Source organism: Streptomyces fractus, from assembly GCF_049844455.1.
Classification (GTDB): Bacteria; Actinomycetota; Actinomycetes; order Streptomycetales; family Streptomycetaceae; genus Streptomyces; species Streptomyces fractus.
Genome location: NZ_JBMYHI010000001.1, coordinates 49,297 through 67,911 on the forward strand (window position 1 = coordinate 49,297; position 18,615 = coordinate 67,911).

General features: G+C 69.1%; 15 protein-coding genes and 1 pseudogene. 13 read left to right on the top strand and 3 right to left on the bottom strand.

Translation table 11 applies throughout. The features are described from left to right. Position 1: 1 nt before the first annotated feature. The 9 genes from ACP4E5_RS00270 (at position 2) to ACP4E5_RS00310 (ending at position 9,591) form a co-directional block, all read left to right on the top strand. Complete coding sequence (locus ACP4E5_RS00270; RefSeq protein ID WP_425824629.1) at positions 2 to 919, top strand: hypothetical protein; 918 nt, start codon at positions 2 to 4, stop codon at positions 917 to 919. Between the two features lie 182 nt (positions 920 to 1,101). Further along, positions 1,102 to 2,520, top strand: coding sequence for a TadA family conjugal transfer-associated ATPase (locus tag ACP4E5_RS00275; protein ID WP_425824630.1), 1,419 nt, complete (start codon positions 1,102 to 1,104; stop codon positions 2,518 to 2,520). Beyond that, a complete protein-coding gene (locus ACP4E5_RS00280; protein ID WP_425824631.1) occupies positions 2,517 to 3,419 on the top strand; it encodes a type II secretion system F family protein in 903 nt (300 codons plus the stop codon). Before ACP4E5_RS00275 ends, ACP4E5_RS00280 begins: the two co-directional genes overlap by 4 nt. A gap of 2 nt (positions 3,420 to 3,421) precedes the next feature. Further along, a complete protein-coding gene (locus ACP4E5_RS00285; protein ID WP_425824632.1) occupies positions 3,422 to 4,312 on the top strand; it encodes a hypothetical protein in 891 nt (296 codons plus the stop codon). Positions 4,313 to 4,494: 182 nt separating this feature from the next. Continuing rightward, positions 4,495 to 4,692: a hypothetical protein gene (locus ACP4E5_RS00290; RefSeq protein WP_425824633.1), complete on the top strand. Its 198-nt coding sequence runs from the start codon at positions 4,495 to 4,497 to the stop codon at positions 4,690 to 4,692. Continuing rightward, positions 4,689 to 5,114: a TadE/TadG family type IV pilus assembly protein gene (locus tag ACP4E5_RS00295; RefSeq protein WP_425824634.1), complete on the top strand. Its 426-nt coding sequence runs from the start codon at positions 4,689 to 4,691 to the stop codon at positions 5,112 to 5,114. Before ACP4E5_RS00290 ends, ACP4E5_RS00295 begins: the two co-directional genes overlap by 4 nt. A gap of 104 nt (positions 5,115 to 5,218) precedes the next feature. Then, positions 5,219 to 5,608: a TadE/TadG family type IV pilus assembly protein gene (locus ACP4E5_RS00300; RefSeq protein WP_425824941.1), complete on the top strand. Its 390-nt coding sequence runs from the start codon at positions 5,219 to 5,221 to the stop codon at positions 5,606 to 5,608. Beyond that, positions 5,605 to 6,072 (top strand): pilus assembly protein TadG-related protein, encoded by a 468-nt coding sequence (locus tag ACP4E5_RS00305; RefSeq protein WP_425824635.1) that lies wholly within the window; start codon positions 5,605 to 5,607, stop codon positions 6,070 to 6,072. The genes ACP4E5_RS00300 and ACP4E5_RS00305 overlap by 4 nt, the downstream gene beginning before the upstream one ends. 6 nt (positions 6,073 to 6,078) lie before the next feature. Beyond that, on the top strand, positions 6,079 to 9,591 hold the full coding sequence (locus tag ACP4E5_RS00310; RefSeq protein WP_425824636.1) for a LysM peptidoglycan-binding domain-containing protein: 3,513 nt from the start codon (positions 6,079 to 6,081) through the stop codon (positions 9,589 to 9,591). A gap of 583 nt (positions 9,592 to 10,174) precedes the next feature. Here ACP4E5_RS00310 and ACP4E5_RS00315 read toward each other — a convergent pair. Next, positions 10,175 to 11,503, bottom strand: coding sequence for a DUF2637 domain-containing protein (locus ACP4E5_RS00315; protein ID WP_425824637.1), 1,329 nt, complete (start codon positions 11,501 to 11,503; stop codon positions 10,175 to 10,177). 215 nt (positions 11,504 to 11,718) lie between these two features. Here ACP4E5_RS00315 and ACP4E5_RS00320 point away from each other — a divergent pair, with 215 nt between their 5' ends. Then, the gene (locus ACP4E5_RS00320; protein ID WP_425824638.1) at positions 11,719 to 13,002 is read left to right on the top strand and encodes a ParA family protein; all 1,284 of its coding nucleotides are present in this window, start codon (positions 11,719 to 11,721) and stop codon (positions 13,000 to 13,002) included. Then, complete coding sequence (locus tag ACP4E5_RS00325; protein ID WP_425824639.1) at positions 12,999 to 14,090, top strand: ParB/RepB/Spo0J family partition protein; 1,092 nt, start codon at positions 12,999 to 13,001, stop codon at positions 14,088 to 14,090. Before ACP4E5_RS00320 ends, ACP4E5_RS00325 begins: the two co-directional genes overlap by 4 nt. Positions 14,091 to 14,180: 90 nt before the next feature. On the opposite strand, the gene ACP4E5_RS00330 is transcribed toward ACP4E5_RS00325, so the two are convergent. After that, complete coding sequence (locus tag ACP4E5_RS00330) at positions 14,181 to 14,465, bottom strand: hypothetical protein (RefSeq protein ID WP_425824640.1); 285 nt, start codon at positions 14,463 to 14,465, stop codon at positions 14,181 to 14,183. Positions 14,466 to 15,194: 729 nt separating this feature from the next. On the opposite strand from ACP4E5_RS00330, the pseudogene ACP4E5_RS00335 reads away from it, so the two are divergent. After that, positions 15,195 to 15,773: pseudogene (locus ACP4E5_RS00335) on the top strand (IS607 family transposase). Next, complete coding sequence (locus ACP4E5_RS00340) at positions 15,766 to 17,433, top strand: IS200/IS605 family accessory protein TnpB-related protein (RefSeq protein ID WP_425824641.1); 1,668 nt, start codon at positions 15,766 to 15,768, stop codon at positions 17,431 to 17,433. The pseudogene ACP4E5_RS00335 and the gene ACP4E5_RS00340 overlap by 8 nt, the downstream one beginning before the upstream one ends. 390 nt (positions 17,434 to 17,823) lie before the next feature. Here ACP4E5_RS00340 and ACP4E5_RS00345 read toward each other — a convergent pair whose 3' ends face one another. Continuing rightward, positions 17,824 to 18,612 carry a DUF5677 domain-containing protein gene (locus ACP4E5_RS00345; protein ID WP_425824642.1) on the bottom strand — a complete coding sequence of 263 codons (789 nt, stop codon included), beginning with the start codon at positions 18,610 to 18,612 and terminating at the stop codon, positions 17,824 to 17,826. Positions 18,613 to 18,615: the final 3 nt, after the last annotated feature.

Genomic DNA, 18,615 nt, shown 5'->3' on the forward strand with positions numbered 1-18,615 from the left:
CATGGCTCTGATCGCATTGGTGTCGGCGGCCTCCGACGGCGTGAGCACGTCGGCGGCCGCGCTCACCCTGGCCAGCCGCCAATCGGTGCTGCTGGCCGAGTTCGACATGGCGGGCAGCAAGCTGCGCCACCGGCTGCTGCGCGACATCCATCTGAACGGGCAGCCCCTGGACGGCAACATCGGCCTGCACAAGCTGGCCGAGGCGTACTGGAGCAGCTCCTCCGCCGGTGTCCAGGACCTGGCGCCGCAGGTGGACCAGCACTTGTGGCCGCTGGACGACACCGAGATGCGGCTCGTGCTGCCGGGGCTGACAGATCCCCGGCAGGCGGCCTCGCTTCAGGAGCTGTGGCCGAGCCTGACCGACGTGCTGCAGATGACCGACCACGAGTACCACTGGGACGTGGTCGTCGACGGTGGGCGGCTGGCCTGGGAGAACGGGCGGCTGCACCGGCTGCTGACGCCGGCGCCGGTGCTACACGAGGCCGACATCGTGCTCCTGGTCGTGAAGCTCTCGGACCCCGCGTCCGTGTTCCTGGCATCGACCGCGATCGAGGCTCTGCAGGACGAGCTCGGCCAGCAGGGCAACGGCGCACGGGCATTGGGGCTTTTGACGCTGTCGTCCGGCAGCCGCCGGGAGTTCGCTCCGCATGAGGTGGAGGCGAAGTTCGAGGCACCTGTGCTGGGCACGCTGGCGTGGGACGAGCGGGCGGCCGCGTATCTGTCGGCCGGTGGCGCTCCGCCGCGGAATCTGGCGCGCTCGGCGTTGCTGCGCAGCGCGCGGGACGTGCTGGGACCGCTGCGCGAGTACGCCCAGCGGCGACGCCTGCACATCAAGATGCGGGCCCACCAGAGTGCGAGCCCGGCGGTTCTGCAGCAGGTGAGGCAGCTGGGGCTGCGCCGTCGTAAGGAGGCCTCGTGACGAACACGCCGCCCGGAGGAGACAAGGACGCGGCCCGCACGCAGCTGGGCCGTCTGCTCGCCCAGCGTCCCGCCCCTGCGCACCCCGCACCTGAGGCCCCTGCCCGCCCGGCCGCAGCGCCTCAGGTCCCCCCTCCCCCGCCTTCTGCACCTGCGCCTGTCCCGGTGGCTCCCGTCACCCCGGTGAACTCGAGCTCCGGCAACGGGGCAATGGGGATCGCCGACTTCGAGCAGGCTGCGGCGCTGCCCGGCACCCTGCGGGTGCCGGCGGAGGAGGTCCAGAAGCTGCGGGTGCGAGTCGCCGAGGATCTGCGGGCCGTGCGCGAGCGCCAGCAGCAGCAGACGCTGGAAGCGGAGGAGGAGCGGGAGCTGGCGGAGCTGTTCGCCCGTCGGCAAATCGCGTCCTGGCACAGCGAGTTCACACAGAAGAACGCTCCGCTCAGCCAGGAGGAGCGCAGCATCCTGCTGGAGGAGGTCCTCAACCTGACCTTCCGGGCGGGGGCGCTGCAGCGGCTGCTGGACCAGCCCGGTGTGCAGAACATCGACATCGACGGTGACGTGATGTTCATCGATGCGGCCGGGCAGCCGCGGCGGAAGATGGCCTCGCCGTTCGCCAGCCGGGAGCAGACGATCGAGTGGATCAACACCATGGCCGCCCAGTCAGGGCATGGTGAGCGGCAGTTGTCGTATGCGTCGCCGGCCGTGGAGTTCCGGCTGCCGGACGATTCCCGTGTGGCGGCGAACGTGCTGACGCGGAACGTGACGGTGTCGATCCGAAAGCACGGCGGCCGGGCGTGGACGCTCGGCAACCTGCTACAGGAAGGCACCGTCGACCAGCTGCTCGCCAGTTTCCTGTCGGCGGCCGTGCGGGCCCAAATGAACATCATCATCTGCGGTGGGATGTCGGCCGGGAAAACCACGCTGATGCGTGCGCTGGGCCGCGAGATTCCGGCCTCCGAGCGGCTGGTGACGCTGGAGTCCTCCCTTGAGCTGTTCCTGGACTCGCAGGACACACCGTGCCACTGCCTGGCGTTCGAGACCCGGCAGTCCAACGGTGAGGACGGCGCGGGGGCCATCACGCTGTCCGATCTGATCGAGATCTCGCTGCGTTACAACGCCGACCGGATCATGGTCGGTGAGGTGCGAGGCAGAGAGTCGATGGCGATGCTGGAGGCGATGTCGGCGTCCCAGCCCGGCTCGATGTGCACGCTGCACGCGGATCATCCCAAGGACGTCATCAAGCGGCTGGTGCTGCGTCTGGCGGCGGCCGAGATCGGGGCGGAGACCGCGTACCGGCTCATCGAAGGCTCCGTACACCTGATGGTGTTCATGAAGAAGGGCAAGAAGCCCGGCGAGAAGATCGTCTCCCATATCTGGGAGGTCGTCGGGCTCAATGAGGACGGCACGCCGTCGCTGACGCAGCTGTTCGCGCCGCGCCCCGTCGACGGGCGGGCCGTGCCCACGACCTTCCAGATGACGAGGGAGCGGGCCGAGCAGCTCGTCGAGGTGGGCTTCAACCCGCTGCTGCTGGCCCAGTACCCGCAGGGCACCTGGGAACACAACGGTCAGCCCGGCGAGACGGCCGGGAGGCGGGCATCATGATGAACCAGTCGCAGCAGGCCCTGGTGGCCGCGCTCGGCGTCGCCGTGTGCGTGGCCGCGCTGGCCCGCGCGGTGAAAGTGCTGCGCGGCCGGGAAGTGGGACGGGGGCCGGTCAAGCGGCGCGGCGGGCCAGGGTTGTTGGCCGACCTGCCGCCCGTGTGGCAGGCCAACTACCGGCTGCTGTTCAGCGCGGCAGTCGTGACCGCGGTGCTGGTGTGGGCGATCGCCGGGCGCCCGGTGCACGGACTCATCGCCTTCGCCGCCGTGGCGGGCCTGCCGTTCCTGCTGTTCCCGGGCGGTTCCGCGCGCACCGAGGTGGAGCAACTGGAGGCGTTCTCGGACTGGTTGCAGCAGCTGTCCAGCGTGCTCGCGTCGGGCAAGCCGCTGGAGGTGGCGATCCCCAGCTCCCTGTCCACCGTTCCGGAGCTGCTGCGTGCTCCGGTAACCCGGCTCTCGCAGCGGCTCGCAGACGGCGTACCGGCCGCGCAGGCCTACCGGCTGTTCGCCGACGACCTGGGATCCAACACCGGCGACGAGATCGTCATGGTGTTCCAGATGCACACCCAGGCCCGCGGCCGGGGGCTTGCGAACGTGGTCAAGGAGATGGCATTCAACAAGTCCGACAAGGCCAAAGCGCTGCGCAAGCTGGACTCGGACCGGGCCCGCACGCGGCGCAAGGCCCGCAACGTCACCGTGCTCACGCTCGGCGTGATCGCGCTCGGCCTGACGAGCGTGTCCTACACCGACTGGTACCGCACCGCCCCGGGCCAACTCGGCCTGACGATGGTGGCGGTCGGGGTGGCCGGGTCGCTGGTGTGGATGCGCAAGACCGCGAGGAACAAGCCCGAGCCGCGGCTGCTGCGTACAGCGGCCGAGCGTCTGGGGGTGGAGCAGTCGTGATCATGTCTGTGCCTGCGATGGTGGGCGGCGCGGTGGCCGTGCTCGGTGCCGGGATGGTGGTGCGGGCGCTTCGGCCCGCGCGGCCGTCCGTGGACGAGCTGCTGAAGACCACCCGCTCCCCCGCCCCGCGCACCGTGGCCGACACGAGTGCGGGCCGGTTGACCGCGTTCACCGACCAGTTGGGCGGCCGCCTGGTCGCCACACCCACGGTCGCCTCCCGGCTGCCGGCCGCCGACCTCCGGATTCTGGAGATGTCACCGGCCAAACTGCTGGGCCGCTGCGCGCGGATGGCCGTGATGGGGATGCTGCTGCCGCAGCTGTTCATTCTGATGCTCACCGTCGCCGGGAGCCGTCCGCCCCTGCCGGTGCCAGTGGCGCTCGCGCTCGGCGTGGGCGGGTTCTTCGCGTTCAAATGCCTCGATGACGTTCGCGACGACGCCAAGAAGCTACGCGAGGAGTACCGGTACACGATCGTCTCCCTGCTGGAACGGCTGATCCTGATCCGCGGGGCGAACGCGTCGGCCGGCGAGGCCCTGGTGCGGGCCGCCTCGGTCGGCGACACCACTCCCGCCCTACAGATCCGTGAGGCTCTCGAGCATGCCCGGCTGACCGGTACCCGCTACTGGAGTGCGCTGGCCGATCTCGGGTCGGAGATCGGGGTGGAGGACCTGGCCCGCCCGGCGCGTGCGATGGCACTCGCCGGCGAGGAGAAGGCCGCCGTCACCCGGACCTTGGAGAACCAGGTCGATCTGCTGAACGCCGCGGTGCAGGGCGACCGGGAGACCCGCGCCAACCAGGCCACCGAGCAGATGGACCTGCCGGCGCTCACCGTCGGTCTGTGCCTGATCGTCTTCTGTGCTCTGCCCGCCTTCATCAAGATCCTCAACCTGTAGCCGTGCACGTGCGATTGGAGTTCTCATGCGGGCCTCAGACCTGATCATCGTTGGGACGGTCGTGGTCATGGCTGCCGTCATGACGGTCGCACTCCGTGCCGTGCTCCCGTTCCCGTTCTGACTTCTCCCCTGCGGGCGCCGCACTCTGCGCGCCCATCGTTCCTGTCCTCTTGGAGGTTGTGATGTCCCGTCGTCTTTCCCGTCTTCGCACGGTGCTGCAGCGCCGCTACGGCCACCTGCGCGGCCGTCTGTCCGATGCCGGCTACTCGGTCACCGAGTGGGCCTACATCACCGCGGCCGGAGGCGGCATCGCCACGATCCTGTATCTCGCCATCAACGAGACCGCCCGCGCCAAGGCCATGGAAATCGCGGGCCTGTGACCGACCCTGCCGGCAAGCGACGCCCCAGGGCGGCCTCGAGGTGGTCCCGGCTGCGGGACCACCTCGACGACCGCGGGGACAGCGTCGTCGAGTTCGCGGTGATCTTCCCGGTCGTGCTGATCCTGGTGTTCACCGTCATCGAGGGGGCCCTGTACTTCCATGCCCGCTCGGTGGCCGCGCGAGCCGCCCAGGTCGGCGTGGACGCGGGACGCTCCTACGACGCTAGCCCCGGCGACGGGGCCGCTGCTGCTCGCGCGTTCCTGTCGCGCACCGGCAACTCGGTCGAGGGGCCCAAGGTCGCGGTCGGCTCCGGCGGCAACCAGATCGCCATCACCGTCACCGGCACCGTCTCCTCCCTCGTACCCGGCCTGGAGTTCACCGTGCGCCAGCGCGCTCAAGCACCCGTGGAGGCGTTCCGGTGACCCGCTCCCCGTTCCCCGTTCGTCGCCCGCGGCAGCGACGCCGAAGCCTGTCTCGCTGGCGTGCCGTCACTTGTAGTGCGGCTGCGGACCGGGGCAGCGCCGCACTGGGGGCGGCGATCTTCACCCCCGTGTTCCTCGCGCTGCTCGCCCTCGTGATCGCGGCGGGCCGGATCCAGATCGCGCAGGGGGCTGCGGATGCGGCCGCGCGGGACGCCGCCCGTACGGCCTCGCTCGCCGACAACCCCGACACTGCGCAGGGCGAGGCGCGGCAGGCCGCCGCCGACTCGCTGCGCCGCTCGGGGCTGGCCTGCTCCGACGTCGCCGTGGCCCTGTCGTCGGACGGGGCCGACGCCCCGCTCGGGCAGGCCGCCACGGTGAGCGCGACGGTGGCGTGCACGGTGCCGCTCGATGATGTGGCCCTGCCCGCGCTTCCCGGCAGCAAGACCCTGAACAGCACTATGACCAGTGTTGTTGACCAGTGGAGGGCCCGGTGATTCAGCCCCTGTGCTTCGTGCGGGCCCATGGCCATCGCATCGTCCGGCAGCTGCGCGAGCGCGGCGACGCGGGCGGCGTCGAGCTGTTCCTGCCCATCATGGCGATCGCGATTTTCGTGATGCTCGGCCTGGTTGTGGACGGCACCGGTGTCCTCAACGGCAACTCCCGTGCCACCTACGCCGCGCAGGAGGCCGCTCGTGCGGCCGGACAGCAGATCGACCCCGACCAGGCCATCACCGGCGAGGCGATCGTGGTCGACCCCGACGCCGCGGCCGCCGCCGCGCAGGACTACCTCGATGCCGAGGGCTTGTCCGGCGACGTGGTGGTCTCCGAGGACGGGAAGGTCATCACGGTGACCGTCAACGACTCCTACGACCCGATGTTCGCCTCGCTCCTGGGCGTCGATCACCTTCCGGTGTCCGGCGAGGGCAAGGCCACTCTGCTCCACCAGCCCGGAGGCTGAACCGTCATGGCCCACCGCACCGTCCGCTGGCTCCTGGCCGTGCTGCGTCTGTTCGCACGGCTGGCCGTGCTCGCCATGCTCGTCGCCGGGGTACCGGCCCTGCTGCTGAGGGTTGGCACTCTGCCGCAGCAGGTGCCCTCGCTTTCCGAGGCGCGGGGTGCGCTGCTGGCGCCGGACGACGGGAGCCTGCTGTTCACCACCTTGACGGTGGCCGCGTGGATCGCCTGGCTGTGGCTGCTCATCCCGCTCCTGGTCGAACTGGGCGCGGTCCTCGTGCACCGGGCCACGCCTCGGCTGCCGGGCATGGCCACCAGCCAGCGGCTGGCCGCCTACCTTCTGGGCGGGCTGCTGCTCGCCTCCCCCGCGGCCGCGGCAACCGCCGCCACGACTCCGGCCGTTGCCGCGACCACGACGCTCGACCGCCACGCGCCCGCTTCGGTCCAGGGGAAGGTCGGGACCTCTGCCGGCCCGGCAGCCAGTCCGGTCAAGGAGCACCAGGTCGTGGGCGAGGGGGTGGTGGCGTACGACGTCGCCGAGCAGCGCCTGGGTGACGGACTGCGCTGGCGTGACATCGCGCGCCTCAACCCGGAGCTGCACATCAGCGGGCCGAGCACGGGGCTTCCGGCGGGCACCGCCCTCACGCTGCCCGGCGATGCTCGCCCTGCCGCCTCCAGCGCGAGCGCCGGCGTGCACACGCAGCAGGCGGGTTCCCCGAAGGCCATGGGCGAGGGGCGCGGCGGGTCCGAGCAGGACGCGGACGAGACGTACACGGTGCGCGCGGGCGACACGTTGTGGGGCATCTCCGAGGACCAGCAGGGCGACCCGGCCGCGTACACGGAGATCGTCGAAGCGAACCCGGACGTTATCGAGGACCCGGACCTGATCTATCCGGGCGAGCAGCTGTCCATCCCGGGGCCGCAAACGCACCCCACGGAGCCGTCGAACCGCGGTGGCGCCGACGGCCAGGGCGAGGAGCGCCACAGCCAGGACGACGATGGCGCTGCTCCCGCTCCCACCACTGAGTCGCCGCGGGCCAGTGACGGCGAGGCCGGGACCCCGGAGCAGGAGGCGAGTCCCCGCCCGTCTCAGGGTGCGGGTGACGCCGCCCCGGAGTCGGAAGCGCCGGGCGAGGAGGCGGGCGTCGGCGTGCCGTCTGCGACCTCTCCGGCCCAGGATTCCCCCGATGCCGCCCCTCGGACGCCGAGCGCATCTGCTCCCTCCACCGGGTCCGCGCCTCCGGCCGAACAGCCCCGCGGCAGTGCCCAGGACACGGCGCAGGAGGTGGAGTCGGGGCCGTCCCTCATGGCGATCGCGCTGGGCGCGGGCGGATTTGTGGCTGCCGGTGTGCTGTTGATGCTGCGCCGTAAGCGCACCCTGCAGCAGCGTCGCCGACGCCCGGGCCGTCGGATCGCCATGCCCGACGGGCGCGCCGCGGCCACGGAACAGGCCCTGCGCTGCGTGGACGCCATCGAGGAGGTCGACTTTCTGGACGCCGCGCTGCGCACCCTCGCCCTCCACTGCGCCGAGCAGGAACGGCCGTTGCCGACGCTCGCGGCCGTCCAGCTGGGCACCGAGGGCATCCTGCTGCACTTGGCCGCCGACGACAGCGGTGACGTTCCTGCTCCTCTGCCGCCGTTCACCGTGACCGACGACAGCGCGCAGGTGTGGTGGTGCCCGGCCCACACAGGCGAGCTCGCCGATGCCGAGCTGCGCGGACAGATGGACGCCCCCTATCCGGCGCTGGTCGCGCTCGGCGACGACACCCGTGAGGCGCTGCTCCTGGTCGACCTGGAGCGGTTCGGTGCCATCCATCTCACCGGCAAGAGTCGGCTTCCCGTGCTGCGTGCGCTCGGTACGTCGCTCGCGGTGTCCCCGCTCAGCTCTGATCTGGAGATCGCGGTCGCGGGCGAGGACAGTGTCCCGGGCCTCACGCTCATCGACGCGCGGGTCACGCCGTACACGACGCTCGCCGAGACGACCGACGCCGTCCGCAGTCATCACGGGCGGCAGCACGCGGCGCTCGTCGGCAGCGACACCACGGGCCTGGGCGCGGCGCGAGCGGCGGACGCGGTGGACGAACTTTGGCCGTTGATCGTCCTCGCTGACCTCGACAACTGCCCCGACCCGGAGACTGCCGAACAGCTCGCCGAGGTGCTGCAGCAGGACCCGCGCACCGCGACCGCCATCATCACCAGCGGGCACCTGCCCGCCGAGGCTGCGACGGCCTGGGTCCTGGACACCGATATCGAGGCCCTCGCTGTGCCCGGCACCTCGCTGCACTGCCGCCTGGTCTCCTTCTCCGACGAGGAGTACGCCAACGTCGTCGAGGGCACGTTGACCTCCAACTCGGAGACTGACGTCGCCCCCAGCGAGGCGGCCGCGGCGTCCCTCACGCTGGCCAAGGATCCAGAGCCTTCGGTGGGAGACGCCGAGTCGGTGCCGGCCGCGCGGGACTCCGGGAGTCTGCTCGCCCGCCTGGCCGACCTCGAAGACTCCTCCCCCGCCGCCGACCCCCAAGCGGCGCCCGCGGCAACAGCCCAGGGCGAGGAGCCGGATTCCGAGGAGGACGAGGATGTCGGCGGACAGGCCGAGCGGGTGGCGGAGCCGACACCTGCCGCGTCCGTGAACACCGGTGCCCTCTCCCCGAGCGCCATCACACTGCCCGCCGCCACGACGGTCGCCCAGGTCCACGCCCAGCTTCCCGAGCCGACCCCGACCGCCGCGGCCGATGTGCCACCGCCCGCCTCAGAACATGATGGCCCCCACGCCCTGTCGGGCGACGGCTCGGCTGACGCACCGTTGGTCCGCGTACTCGGCCCTGTCGAGATCGCGGGAGCCCGCGGGCACATCGAGTCCAACCGCCGCACGGTGGCAACGGAGCTGATCTCCTGGCTCGCGCTGCGGCCCAACGGTGCCTCCCGCCATGAGCTCGACGAAGTCATCGCGCCGGGCGGCCGGGTGCAGAACAACACCCGGAACGCGCGCGTGCGCGAGGTGCGGCGCTGGCTCGGAGACGAGCACTACCCGAAGCTCAATGAACACCCCGAACGCAAGCACCAGCTGGTCGGCGTCGCCTGCGACTGGCACCAGTTCCAGCAACTCATCGAGCAGGGCGCCCACCTCGAGGGCGAGGAGGCGCGCGCGGTGCTGCGCCGCGCCCTGGGCCTTGTCCGCGGGCGGCCCTTCACCGGTGTCCCGCCGCGCCGCTATGTGTGGGCCGAGAACCTCATCCAGGACATGATCTCGGCGGTGGTCGACGTCGCCGACGATCTCGCCGCGCGCTGCCTGGCCGCCAGCGACCCACGCGGTGCGCTGTGGTCGGCGAGCCGCGGTCTGGACGTCGGACGCGAGCGGGAGGTCCTGTGGCGCCACCGCTTCGAGGCCCTGGCCCAACTCGGTGCGCACAACGAGCTGGAGAACGCGATCCAGCAGCTGACCCAGTACCTCCTGGACGCCGACCTGACCATGGAGGCCGAAACCGAAGAGGTCATCCGGCGTCTCGACGCGGTCCGCCGATAACCCTTGGCAGCTCCTGCCTCGGCAGTCGTACGCGGCTGTCCTGGGCAGTGAGCCGTCACGCTGCGCATTCAGGAAGTCCGCCGTTCCACCTGTGCTCTGACCACGTCTCAGGTCCTGCGGGGTGTATCCCACGGTGCTCCGCCGGGACGGCCGGTGCCGGTTCCAGCGACCGCATCGGCCGCCCGTGGATCGCTCTCCGTTCCACCCCGGCCGTTTCTTGCGCAGCGGCGTCCGCATCCCTTTTCCACCCGGCCGCTGCCGCGCTCGGAGACCAGGGCCCGGTCTGCCGCCGGGAGTTCCCCGCCATCACGATGTCGACCGGGAACGAGGCCGCCGACGCGTGCGGGGTATACCCCAAACAGTGACCCGGGGTGGAAAATTGCAGGTCAAAGCGTTCCACCCCTGTCGGCACCCGCCGTTGCCGGTGCGCACGTCCGCATGGGCAGAGCGGTCGGACCGGTCCGTGTCCAGCGCCCGACCGCCGGTCGGAACGCTGCAGAAGGGTGGAGTGGAATCCAGGGATTCCACTCCACCCCTCTGCAGCGTTCCGGGTAGTTCCTTTCCGTTCCACCACGGTGGAACGTCAGGCGCCCGCCTGCCTCTTGATCGCCCCGAGGTATTTGCGCACCGTTCCCTCGGCGTAGCCACAGCGCTCGGCCAAGAGTGGGGCGAGGGACTTGGCCGACCTCTCCTGTTCCTCGGACGGCAACTTTCGGTAGTGGAATTCCACCCGTGTCGGGCCCGTCAGGTAAGAGCCGTCCTCCTGCTCGGCCGGCCACTCCCCCGTCTCCTTACGGTCCTCCACGATCGGCTCCAGGCCGTCCTGGTCCTCCGCCTCACGGGCTTCAGGGACACGCAGCTGGACGATGCTGCGGACGCTGCCCTCTGCCTCGGACGCATTGGTGAGGCGCCGCTCGCTCTCCCGCATGTCGCCCAGCCACTCCCCGAGTTTGTCTGCTGTGACCGGCTGGTCTGCCTGGCTTGCGGGCGGCCGTACGGTCAGCGGGTGCGCGTGTTCCTCGACCGTGCCTGGCTGCTGAACGAACACGTGCGGCTCGTACGTCCCGGCGTGATCCTCGTAGTACTCCTTGTGCGGCTGCCCGTTGACGACCGGGGGAACGTAGCCGACGCCCTGCCTCATCTCCGGGGAAATTGTGGGAGGCAGCTGCGGTGCCTCGTGTTGGGGCGGGGCAACCGGCGGCAGTGGCGCCTCGATGCCCGCCGCCGCGAGCCCCTCCGGCGCGGTCTGCGCCAACGGCACCCCGTACCGCGCGAGCCGCAGCGGCATCAGCGACTCCACCGGAGCCTTCCGCCGCCACGCCCGCCCGAACCGCGAACGCAGCCGCGCCTGATAGACCAGCCGCTCCTGCTCCAGCTTGATGACCTCGTCGTACGAACGCAGCTCCCACAGCTTCATCCGCCGCCACAACAGGAACGTAGGCAGCGGAGACAGCAGCCAGCGCGTGATGCGCACGCCCTCCATGTGCTTGTCCGCGGTGATGTCCGCGATCCGCCCGATCGCGTGCCGCGCCGCCTCCACGGCCACCACGAACAGGACCGGGATCACCGCGTGCATGCCGGTGCCCAGCGGATCGGGCCAGGCCGCCGCACCGTTGAAGGCGATCGTGGCCGCCGTCAGCAGCCACGCCGTCTGCCGCAGCAGCGGGAACGGGATCCGGATCCACGTCAGCAGCAGATCCAGTGCCAGGAGCACACAGATACCCGCGTCGATACCGATCGGGAAGACGTACGAGAAGTTCCCGAAGCCCTTTTGCAGGGCCAACTCCCGCACAGCGGCGTACGAACCGGCGAAACCGATCGCGGCGATGACCACCGCTCCGGCGACGACCACCCCCACAAGTACCCAGTGTGTACGGGACAGTTCGAGGGTCTCGCCGCTCCGGTTGGCCACGACGGCTTCATCTCCTTCTCGCTGGTGTGGTCGCAGTTCACCCTGTCATGCGCTGCCGTGCCACGTGTCAGCTCTCGGCATAGCCCGGTGGGTATGTGCGGAGGTTCGCCTCTCCCGTGCGGCCCCGACGGGCGCGACCACCCTGCGGGGTGAAAGCGCGTCAGGTGAGGCGAACCGGCTGTCACTGGAGACACATTAGTCAGTATGGTGACGCCATGTCTTCTCCATACCCCCAAGGAAACCGGGAAAAGGTGGCGTCCAAGCTGCCCTCGGCGCTCCAGCAAGAACTCAAAATCCGCTGTGCCGAGCTCGGGTTGGACATTCAGAACGCCGTCACAGCCGGAATCGAAAGCTGGCGAGCCGGCACGAACGCGCGCACTGACATCGACACTTCGGGCGCGCGGTCCTTCAGTACGTGGCTCCCGACCGGCATGTACGAGCGCTTCAAGGAATCCTGCAACGACCGCAGCGTTTCCTACACCCAGGGCCTGGCGCAGAGTGTCCGCCTCTGGCTGGATGACAACCCCTCCCCCCGGCAGGGGGGCCAGAGCGCCGACGTCCGTCGTCTCGTCCTGGTGAACCAGAAGGGCGGCGTGGGCAAGACTGCCGTCTCTCTGGGAGTGGCCGAGTCCTACGCCGAAGACGAGGAGACCGGCACCGCGGCACTGCGCCGCTACGTCGAGTCGCTGAGTTACAACGAGTGCAAGCGACTCGGCCGCACCAAGTCGGACCTGCTCGACAAGATCGGCAGCTGGACGCTCGGCGGGAAACGTGTGCTCCTCGTCGACTACGACCCGCAAGGACACCTGAGTGACCAGCTCGGCATCCCTCAACTCCCCCCGAAGCACGACAGCCTCATCTCTCACATGGTTGGAGAAGGCACCGAGGAACTCCGCCGTCACGTCGTACCGGTCGAGGACCCGCACTTCCACAGTCGCCTGGACGTGCTGCCCGCCGCCTTCGACGGCTTCCTGCTGGATTCCCGAATCGCACTGGCGGCAGCCAACTCCCGTGGTTTCCAGAAGGAAGCCGCTCTCGAGCATGCTTTGTACCCGCTCGAGGAGCACTACGACATCATCGTGATCGACTGCCCGCCTAGCCTCGGCCTCGCCACCGACGCTGCGCTCTACTACGGGCGCCGCCGACGCAACGAACGGCAGGGCAAGTCGGGTGTGGTCATCCCGGTCCTTGCTGAAGACTCCTCCGCCACCGCGTACATGATGCTCGCCCAGCAGATCGAGGATCTCTGCAAGGACCTCAGCCTGGAGATCGACTACCTGGGCTTGGTCATCAACATGTACGACTCGCGCCGCGGCTTTGTGGCCACCTCGTCCCTGGACAGCTGGCACAGCTTGGCCGACCAGCGCGTGCTCTCCGTCATCGATGACCTGAAGGAACAGCGCGAAGCGGTCCGTTTGAAGCAGGCCTTGTTGTCGTACGCACCGGACAGCAAGCAGGCGAACTCCATGCGCCTGGTCGCTCTGGGGGTCGCCGGATGAGTAAGGCACAACAGCTCGGCTCGGGACCGGCCTTTGGCGCTGCTGCCACAGCACGCAGCTCGCGTCGCGATGCAATCGACAGCACCCTCGGGGCTCAGGCAGCAGCAACGGCTGCAATCACTGACCTGCCGGTCCCCGTCATCAGCGACAACCCCGACAACCCCCGAAACCACCTGCGCAACCTGGATGAGACGGTCCAGACCGTCCGGGAAGTCGGCGTCCTCATCCCCATCGTTGTCGCGGCCGTTGACGCCTACCTGAGCGCTCGCCCCGACCGCGCTGACGACTTGGACGAGGGCTCCCAGTACATCGTCGTGGATGGCCATCGCCGGCTGGAGGCTGCACGCCGCACCGGACTGGCCACGATCCCTGTCCGGGTCGACAACGCGCGCGTCGCTACCGACGAGTCGCTCCTCGAGGCCGCGTTCATCGCGAACTACGACCGCGATGACATGACGGACCTCGAAGAGGCCCACGCGCTCCAGTCCCTGGTCGACTACTACGGCAGCCAGACCAAGGCATCCAAGCGACTCGGGATCCCCCAGAACACAATCTCCAGCAAGCTCTCCCTTCTGAAGCTGTCGCCGGAACTCCAGAAAGACCTTGTGTCTGGCGAACGGAAGGTCGAGCACGTCAGGAACCTGGGCAAGCTGCCGTACGAAGAACAGAAGAAGAAGGCCGACAAACGCAGGTCGGCCGTCGGGCAGAAGCCCGCGCAGCCGGTGAAGGTGCCAGCTCAGGGAACTGACGGCACGCCGTCCAGCGACCAAGCCGACGAGTCTGAACGAGTATCACGGCGTGATAATCCCGAGCCCGATGCACTCACTCAGGGATCGACCCACGCCAGTGCGACAGAGACGGCTGGCGAAGTATCACGCCGTGATACCCCGAAGTCCGAAGCGCCGACCGACCCGGCTCCGCTCGCAGACCTCGCTCGGCATGTAGCCGCGGTGAAGGAATTCGCGCAGTCCATCCCCGGCATGGCAGAGACCTACCGGCTGGCTGCAGAGGCCGACCAGGAACAGGCCGATGCCCTCGCTGCTGATCTCCGAGAGCACATGGCACAAGCGGTGCAGCACCTCCCCTAGCCTCGAGCTACTCGGCACCTCGAGCACATTGAACTCCAGATGCAGCTGCCCCACGGGTGGCGGCCTTCCCGGCCGCCACCCGTTCTCTATCTAGCCGGACTTCCGGCGGGCGGGCAGCGCAGGCAGGAACGCGTCGAGCACCGCGTTGAGGAAGTCACTGCGGTTCGCGAACCCGTGAGCATCGGCGAACGCGTCGTACACGGCGAGATCCTGGCGCGAGAGTCGGAAGGACTGCTCGGTGGTGCGGCGGGCACTGACGCCACGTTCGGGACGACGCTCGGAAACGTCGCAGAACAGGTTGTCGAGGTCGGTGTCGAGGTCCTCGTCGCGAATCTGAGCTTGCAGGGTGCGCACATACGGAAGCAGTTGGGCCACAGTTCTGGGCGTTGAGCGTGCACGAAGGCGCGACGTACGACGAGAGCATTGGAGGGCTCGACACCGGCCTGCATCTTCTTCTGGTTTTGGTAGTGGACGACGCGTTGGCGTATCTGCCGCTCGACCACGATGGAGCACTGGACGATGTCGCTGCCCGTCTCCCCCCGCTGGGGCACGCTGATGCTCCCGGGAGCCGCGTGCTGTTCGCAGCAGTGCGACGTGACGCGGCCGGAGTGCGCTCGCGCTGGGACGGCGCGGCGGTTCGGGGGTGGGGTCGGTGCGACGCTCCCCGGGTATGAAGGCGGCGGCGACCGCGCTGCTGTCGAGTCCGAAGGCGTCGAGCGCCCTGCCGTCTCCGAGCGTGTCCGTCGCCGTCATCCTGGCCGTCTTACTCGTGCTTCTGTGGAGTCTTTGCGTCGAGTTCGGCCTTGTCGCCTGAAGGACCTCCATGGCGAGGGACTTGTAGTCGCCGGCCAGGGCCTGCATGGAGCATCGAACGGCGGGGGTGAGTTCGCGGGAAGTGGCGAGCTCCTGGGGGCCTTGCCGCGGGCCCGGCACTCGACAGCGCGGATCGTCTGGTCGAAGACCCGGGGGCCGCGCCTTCAGATCCCTCGTCAACTGGTCCTTGAGGTTGGGCCTGCACCTTCGTGGCGGTGGGGTTGCCAACTGCTGGCCGAGAAAGGTCGTTGAGTGTGCGTAACCTTGTGGGAGTGGTGGCGTTATCAGCATATGAACCTGACGGAGTGGGCGCGGTCGCAGGGGGTGAATCCTCACACCGTCTGTCGCTGGTTTCGTGAGGGTGCCTTGCCGGTGCCCGCGCGCCGGGTGGGGCCGCGCACGATCCTGGTGAATATCGCCGCGAACACCTCACCGTCGGTGACCGGTGGTGCGGGGTTGTACGCCCGTGTCTGATCGCATGATCAGAAGGCCGATCTGGAGCGGCAGGCGGCACGCTTGTCGCGGTGGGCCGCTCAGGCCGGACACCAGGTGGTGCGGATCGAGTCCGAGATCGCTTCGGGGATGAACGGGGGCCGGTCGAAGGCGAAGCGGCTGCTGGCCGACCCGAAGGTGACCTGTGTGGTGGTGGAGCACAAGGACCGTCTCGGGCGCATGAACCTGGAACTGATCGAGGCGGCCCTGTCCGCTTCGGGTCGTCGTCTGGTTGTCCTGGACGACGGCGAGGCCGAGGACGATCCGGTGCGTGACATTGTGGAGGTGCTGACCTCGTTCTGCGCCCGCCTGTACGGCCGCCGCTCGGCGAAGAACCGCGCCGAGAAGGCACTTCGAGCGGCGGCTCGCGATGAGTGAGCCACAGCAGAAGGAGAAGGGACACGCGAAGGAGCACCTGCGTAGTGTCGAGGACCCGTTCGTCGCGCTGGGGCCGTCCGGGGTGGCGGTGCGTGACCGGCTCAAGCATCTCGCTCCGCAGGATGAGAAGGTGCTGCGGCTGGTGGGTGAACACCTCGGACGCCTTGCCTCGCTCGATCTCAAGGCCCGCTGCGCGAGCGGCCTTGATCATGACGGACAGGCGTGGGCGGTCCGGAAGCAGAATCTGACCGCCGCCTCCTCGTCCCGGTGGGCCGGATCCATCACCAAGGCCACGCACGATCAGTGGGCGCTGTCCCGGCGCTGCCGGCTGGCGCACATCCAGGGCCTTGAGGCCGGTGTGCGCATGCTGGAGCACCGCCTGTCCCTGCCGATTGGAGCGAAGGGCAGCAAGCGGGCACCGGGCGGATACCGCACACGGCGGGAGTGGTTCACCAAGTCCCGCCGTCTGGCCACCCTTCGACACCGCCTTCAGGTGGCCCGCGCCGAGTGGGCGGCCGGTATCGTCCACGTCGTACGCGGCGGCCGCAAACTCCTGGGCAGCCGTCACCATCTGGACGCGGCCCGCCTCACCGAGGCCCAGTGGCGGCAGCGGTGGGAGGCCGAACGCCGGTTCCTCGCGGCCGACGGCGAGTCCGGCAAGCGGTACGGGAACGAGACCATCCGTGTCAGCCCCCGGGGCGAGGTCGCCATCAAGCTGCCCGCCCCGCTCGCACACCTGGCCAACGCCCCGCACGGCCGCTACGTCCTCGCCTCCCGCGTGCGCTTTCAGCATCGGGGAGGCGAATGGCGCGACCGTATCGAGGACAACCGCGCCGTGGCCTACCGCATCCACTTCGACGTGGAGCGGGGCCGCTGGTACCTCACCGCCTCATGGACCAGGCCCGCAGTCCCCACGGTGCCGCTGGCCACGGCCCGGGCCCGGGGCATGATCGGTGTGGACACCAACGCCGACCACTTCGCCGCCTACCGCCTCGACATTCACGGCAACCCCATCGGTGACCCGCACCGTTTCGCCTACGACCTGTCCGGCAACGCCGATCACCGCGACGCCCAGACCCGGCACGCCATCAGCCGACTCCTGCACTGGGCGAACCGCTGCGGGGCGAAGGCCATCGGCATCGAGAACCTCGACTTCAGCGCCGAGAAGACCCGCGAGAAGCACGGCCGCAGGAAGAAGTTCCGGCAGCTCATCTCCGGCATCCCCACCGGCAAACTCAAGGCCCGCCTGGTATCCATGGCCGCCGCGCAGGACCTGTCGATCGTCGCAGTGGACCCGGCGTACACCTCGAGGTGGGGCGATGAACACTGGCGAGCACCCCTGACCAGCAAGACCCGCACAATGTCCCGACACGACGCCGCGAGCGTCGCGATCGGGCGACGCGCCCTCGGACACCCGATCCGGCGACGGACGACACCGCCCCGCGACGACCAGAGTGATCGCCGTGGGCATCGGACCGCCCAGGCCGGACCCGGTGCACGAGGGGGTGAGGGAACCCGCCCACCCGTCACGGAACGTGCACCCGATGCACGTCCCCGGACCAGGGAGCAGCGAACGCGGGGACCCAGCGCATCCAACACCGTTCGGGATGCGCGCAGTTCCGGGAGCTGGCAGCAGATGTCACTCCTGAACACTGTTTAGGAACGGTTGGAGACGACGATGATGCCAGACAGGGATGCAGGGACAGGCCGCGCCAGGCGCTGGCCAGGGTCCATGCGACGAGGTTGAACGGTGCTGTGTCGGTCACGTCGTCGGCGATATGCAGCAGAGTCCTTCGGTGGTAGACGCGTTGGTTCAGATACGGGCCGACGGCTTTCCTGATCGGCCCGGACATATCGCCGTGCTCTGGCGGGTCGATGAGCGTCATCGTCAGGTCGGTGTCTACGCGCAGTGCGGTCGTCATCCACTCACCCGTTAGCAAGTCGAGTGCACGGTCCACGGAGACGGGAGGCGCAGCTACGTGATCACGGTGGTGCGGGTTTTGCAGCCGGCGAGCATCGTCTGCTTCGACGTGCCATGCGGAAGCTGGTGTCACGGCATGCGCAGGCGGGGAGCGATGTCGGTGGTTGGAAGGCCGAGCGTGGTGAGCGCGTCTTCAACCTGCGACCGGAGCGGGTCCCCGAGAAGACGGCGACTGATGATGTCCGAGGCGACGATGACAGCGATGGCCGTTTGGATCGTCTCCGGGGAGCCGGACTCACGGCTGTCCCAGGCGATGTCGATGGCGCTCGAACCGCTCACTTTTGCGTAGGCCTGGGCGGTGGTCATGCGGGCATGATCGAAGCCAGACAGATGCCGGTAGAGGTCATACCTGGTCTCCTCGCCCATTGCCATGGCAAGTCTATTGAAGTCTCTCACGAAGCCTCGAAGCGAACGGTGTCGGGGGCCCGTGTGCTCTCGTTCGCACGTCCCCGCTGGGTCGCTGGCGGCCAAGAGCCGCTCCACCTCGTCCAGCCCTTCCCACTCTTCTGACTTCATCGCGTCGAGGAGCGTCTTCGCCTGGTTGATGCCCTCGCACCCAACGGCCAGCAATCCTTCTCGGCCGCTCTGTTCCACGAGTGCCATCGTGAGCTCATGTTCAACAAGGAGCCGTAGCAATGGTTTCGCCTGCACAACGAAGCCGTCCCTGATCAGGTTGAGAGTCGCCTCGCCGGTCCGCAAGCAGTACACCCACCAGCCAGCCAGTACCTGCGTGACTGGGTCCTGGTCGCAGAAGCTCGGGTCCGTCTCGACGAGCGCCTTGCCGGCCGACACGAGAGTGCGGCAGGCCGCCTCAGCCCTGACCGCTGTCTCCCGGTCGTTCTCCAAATTGTTCTCCATGAG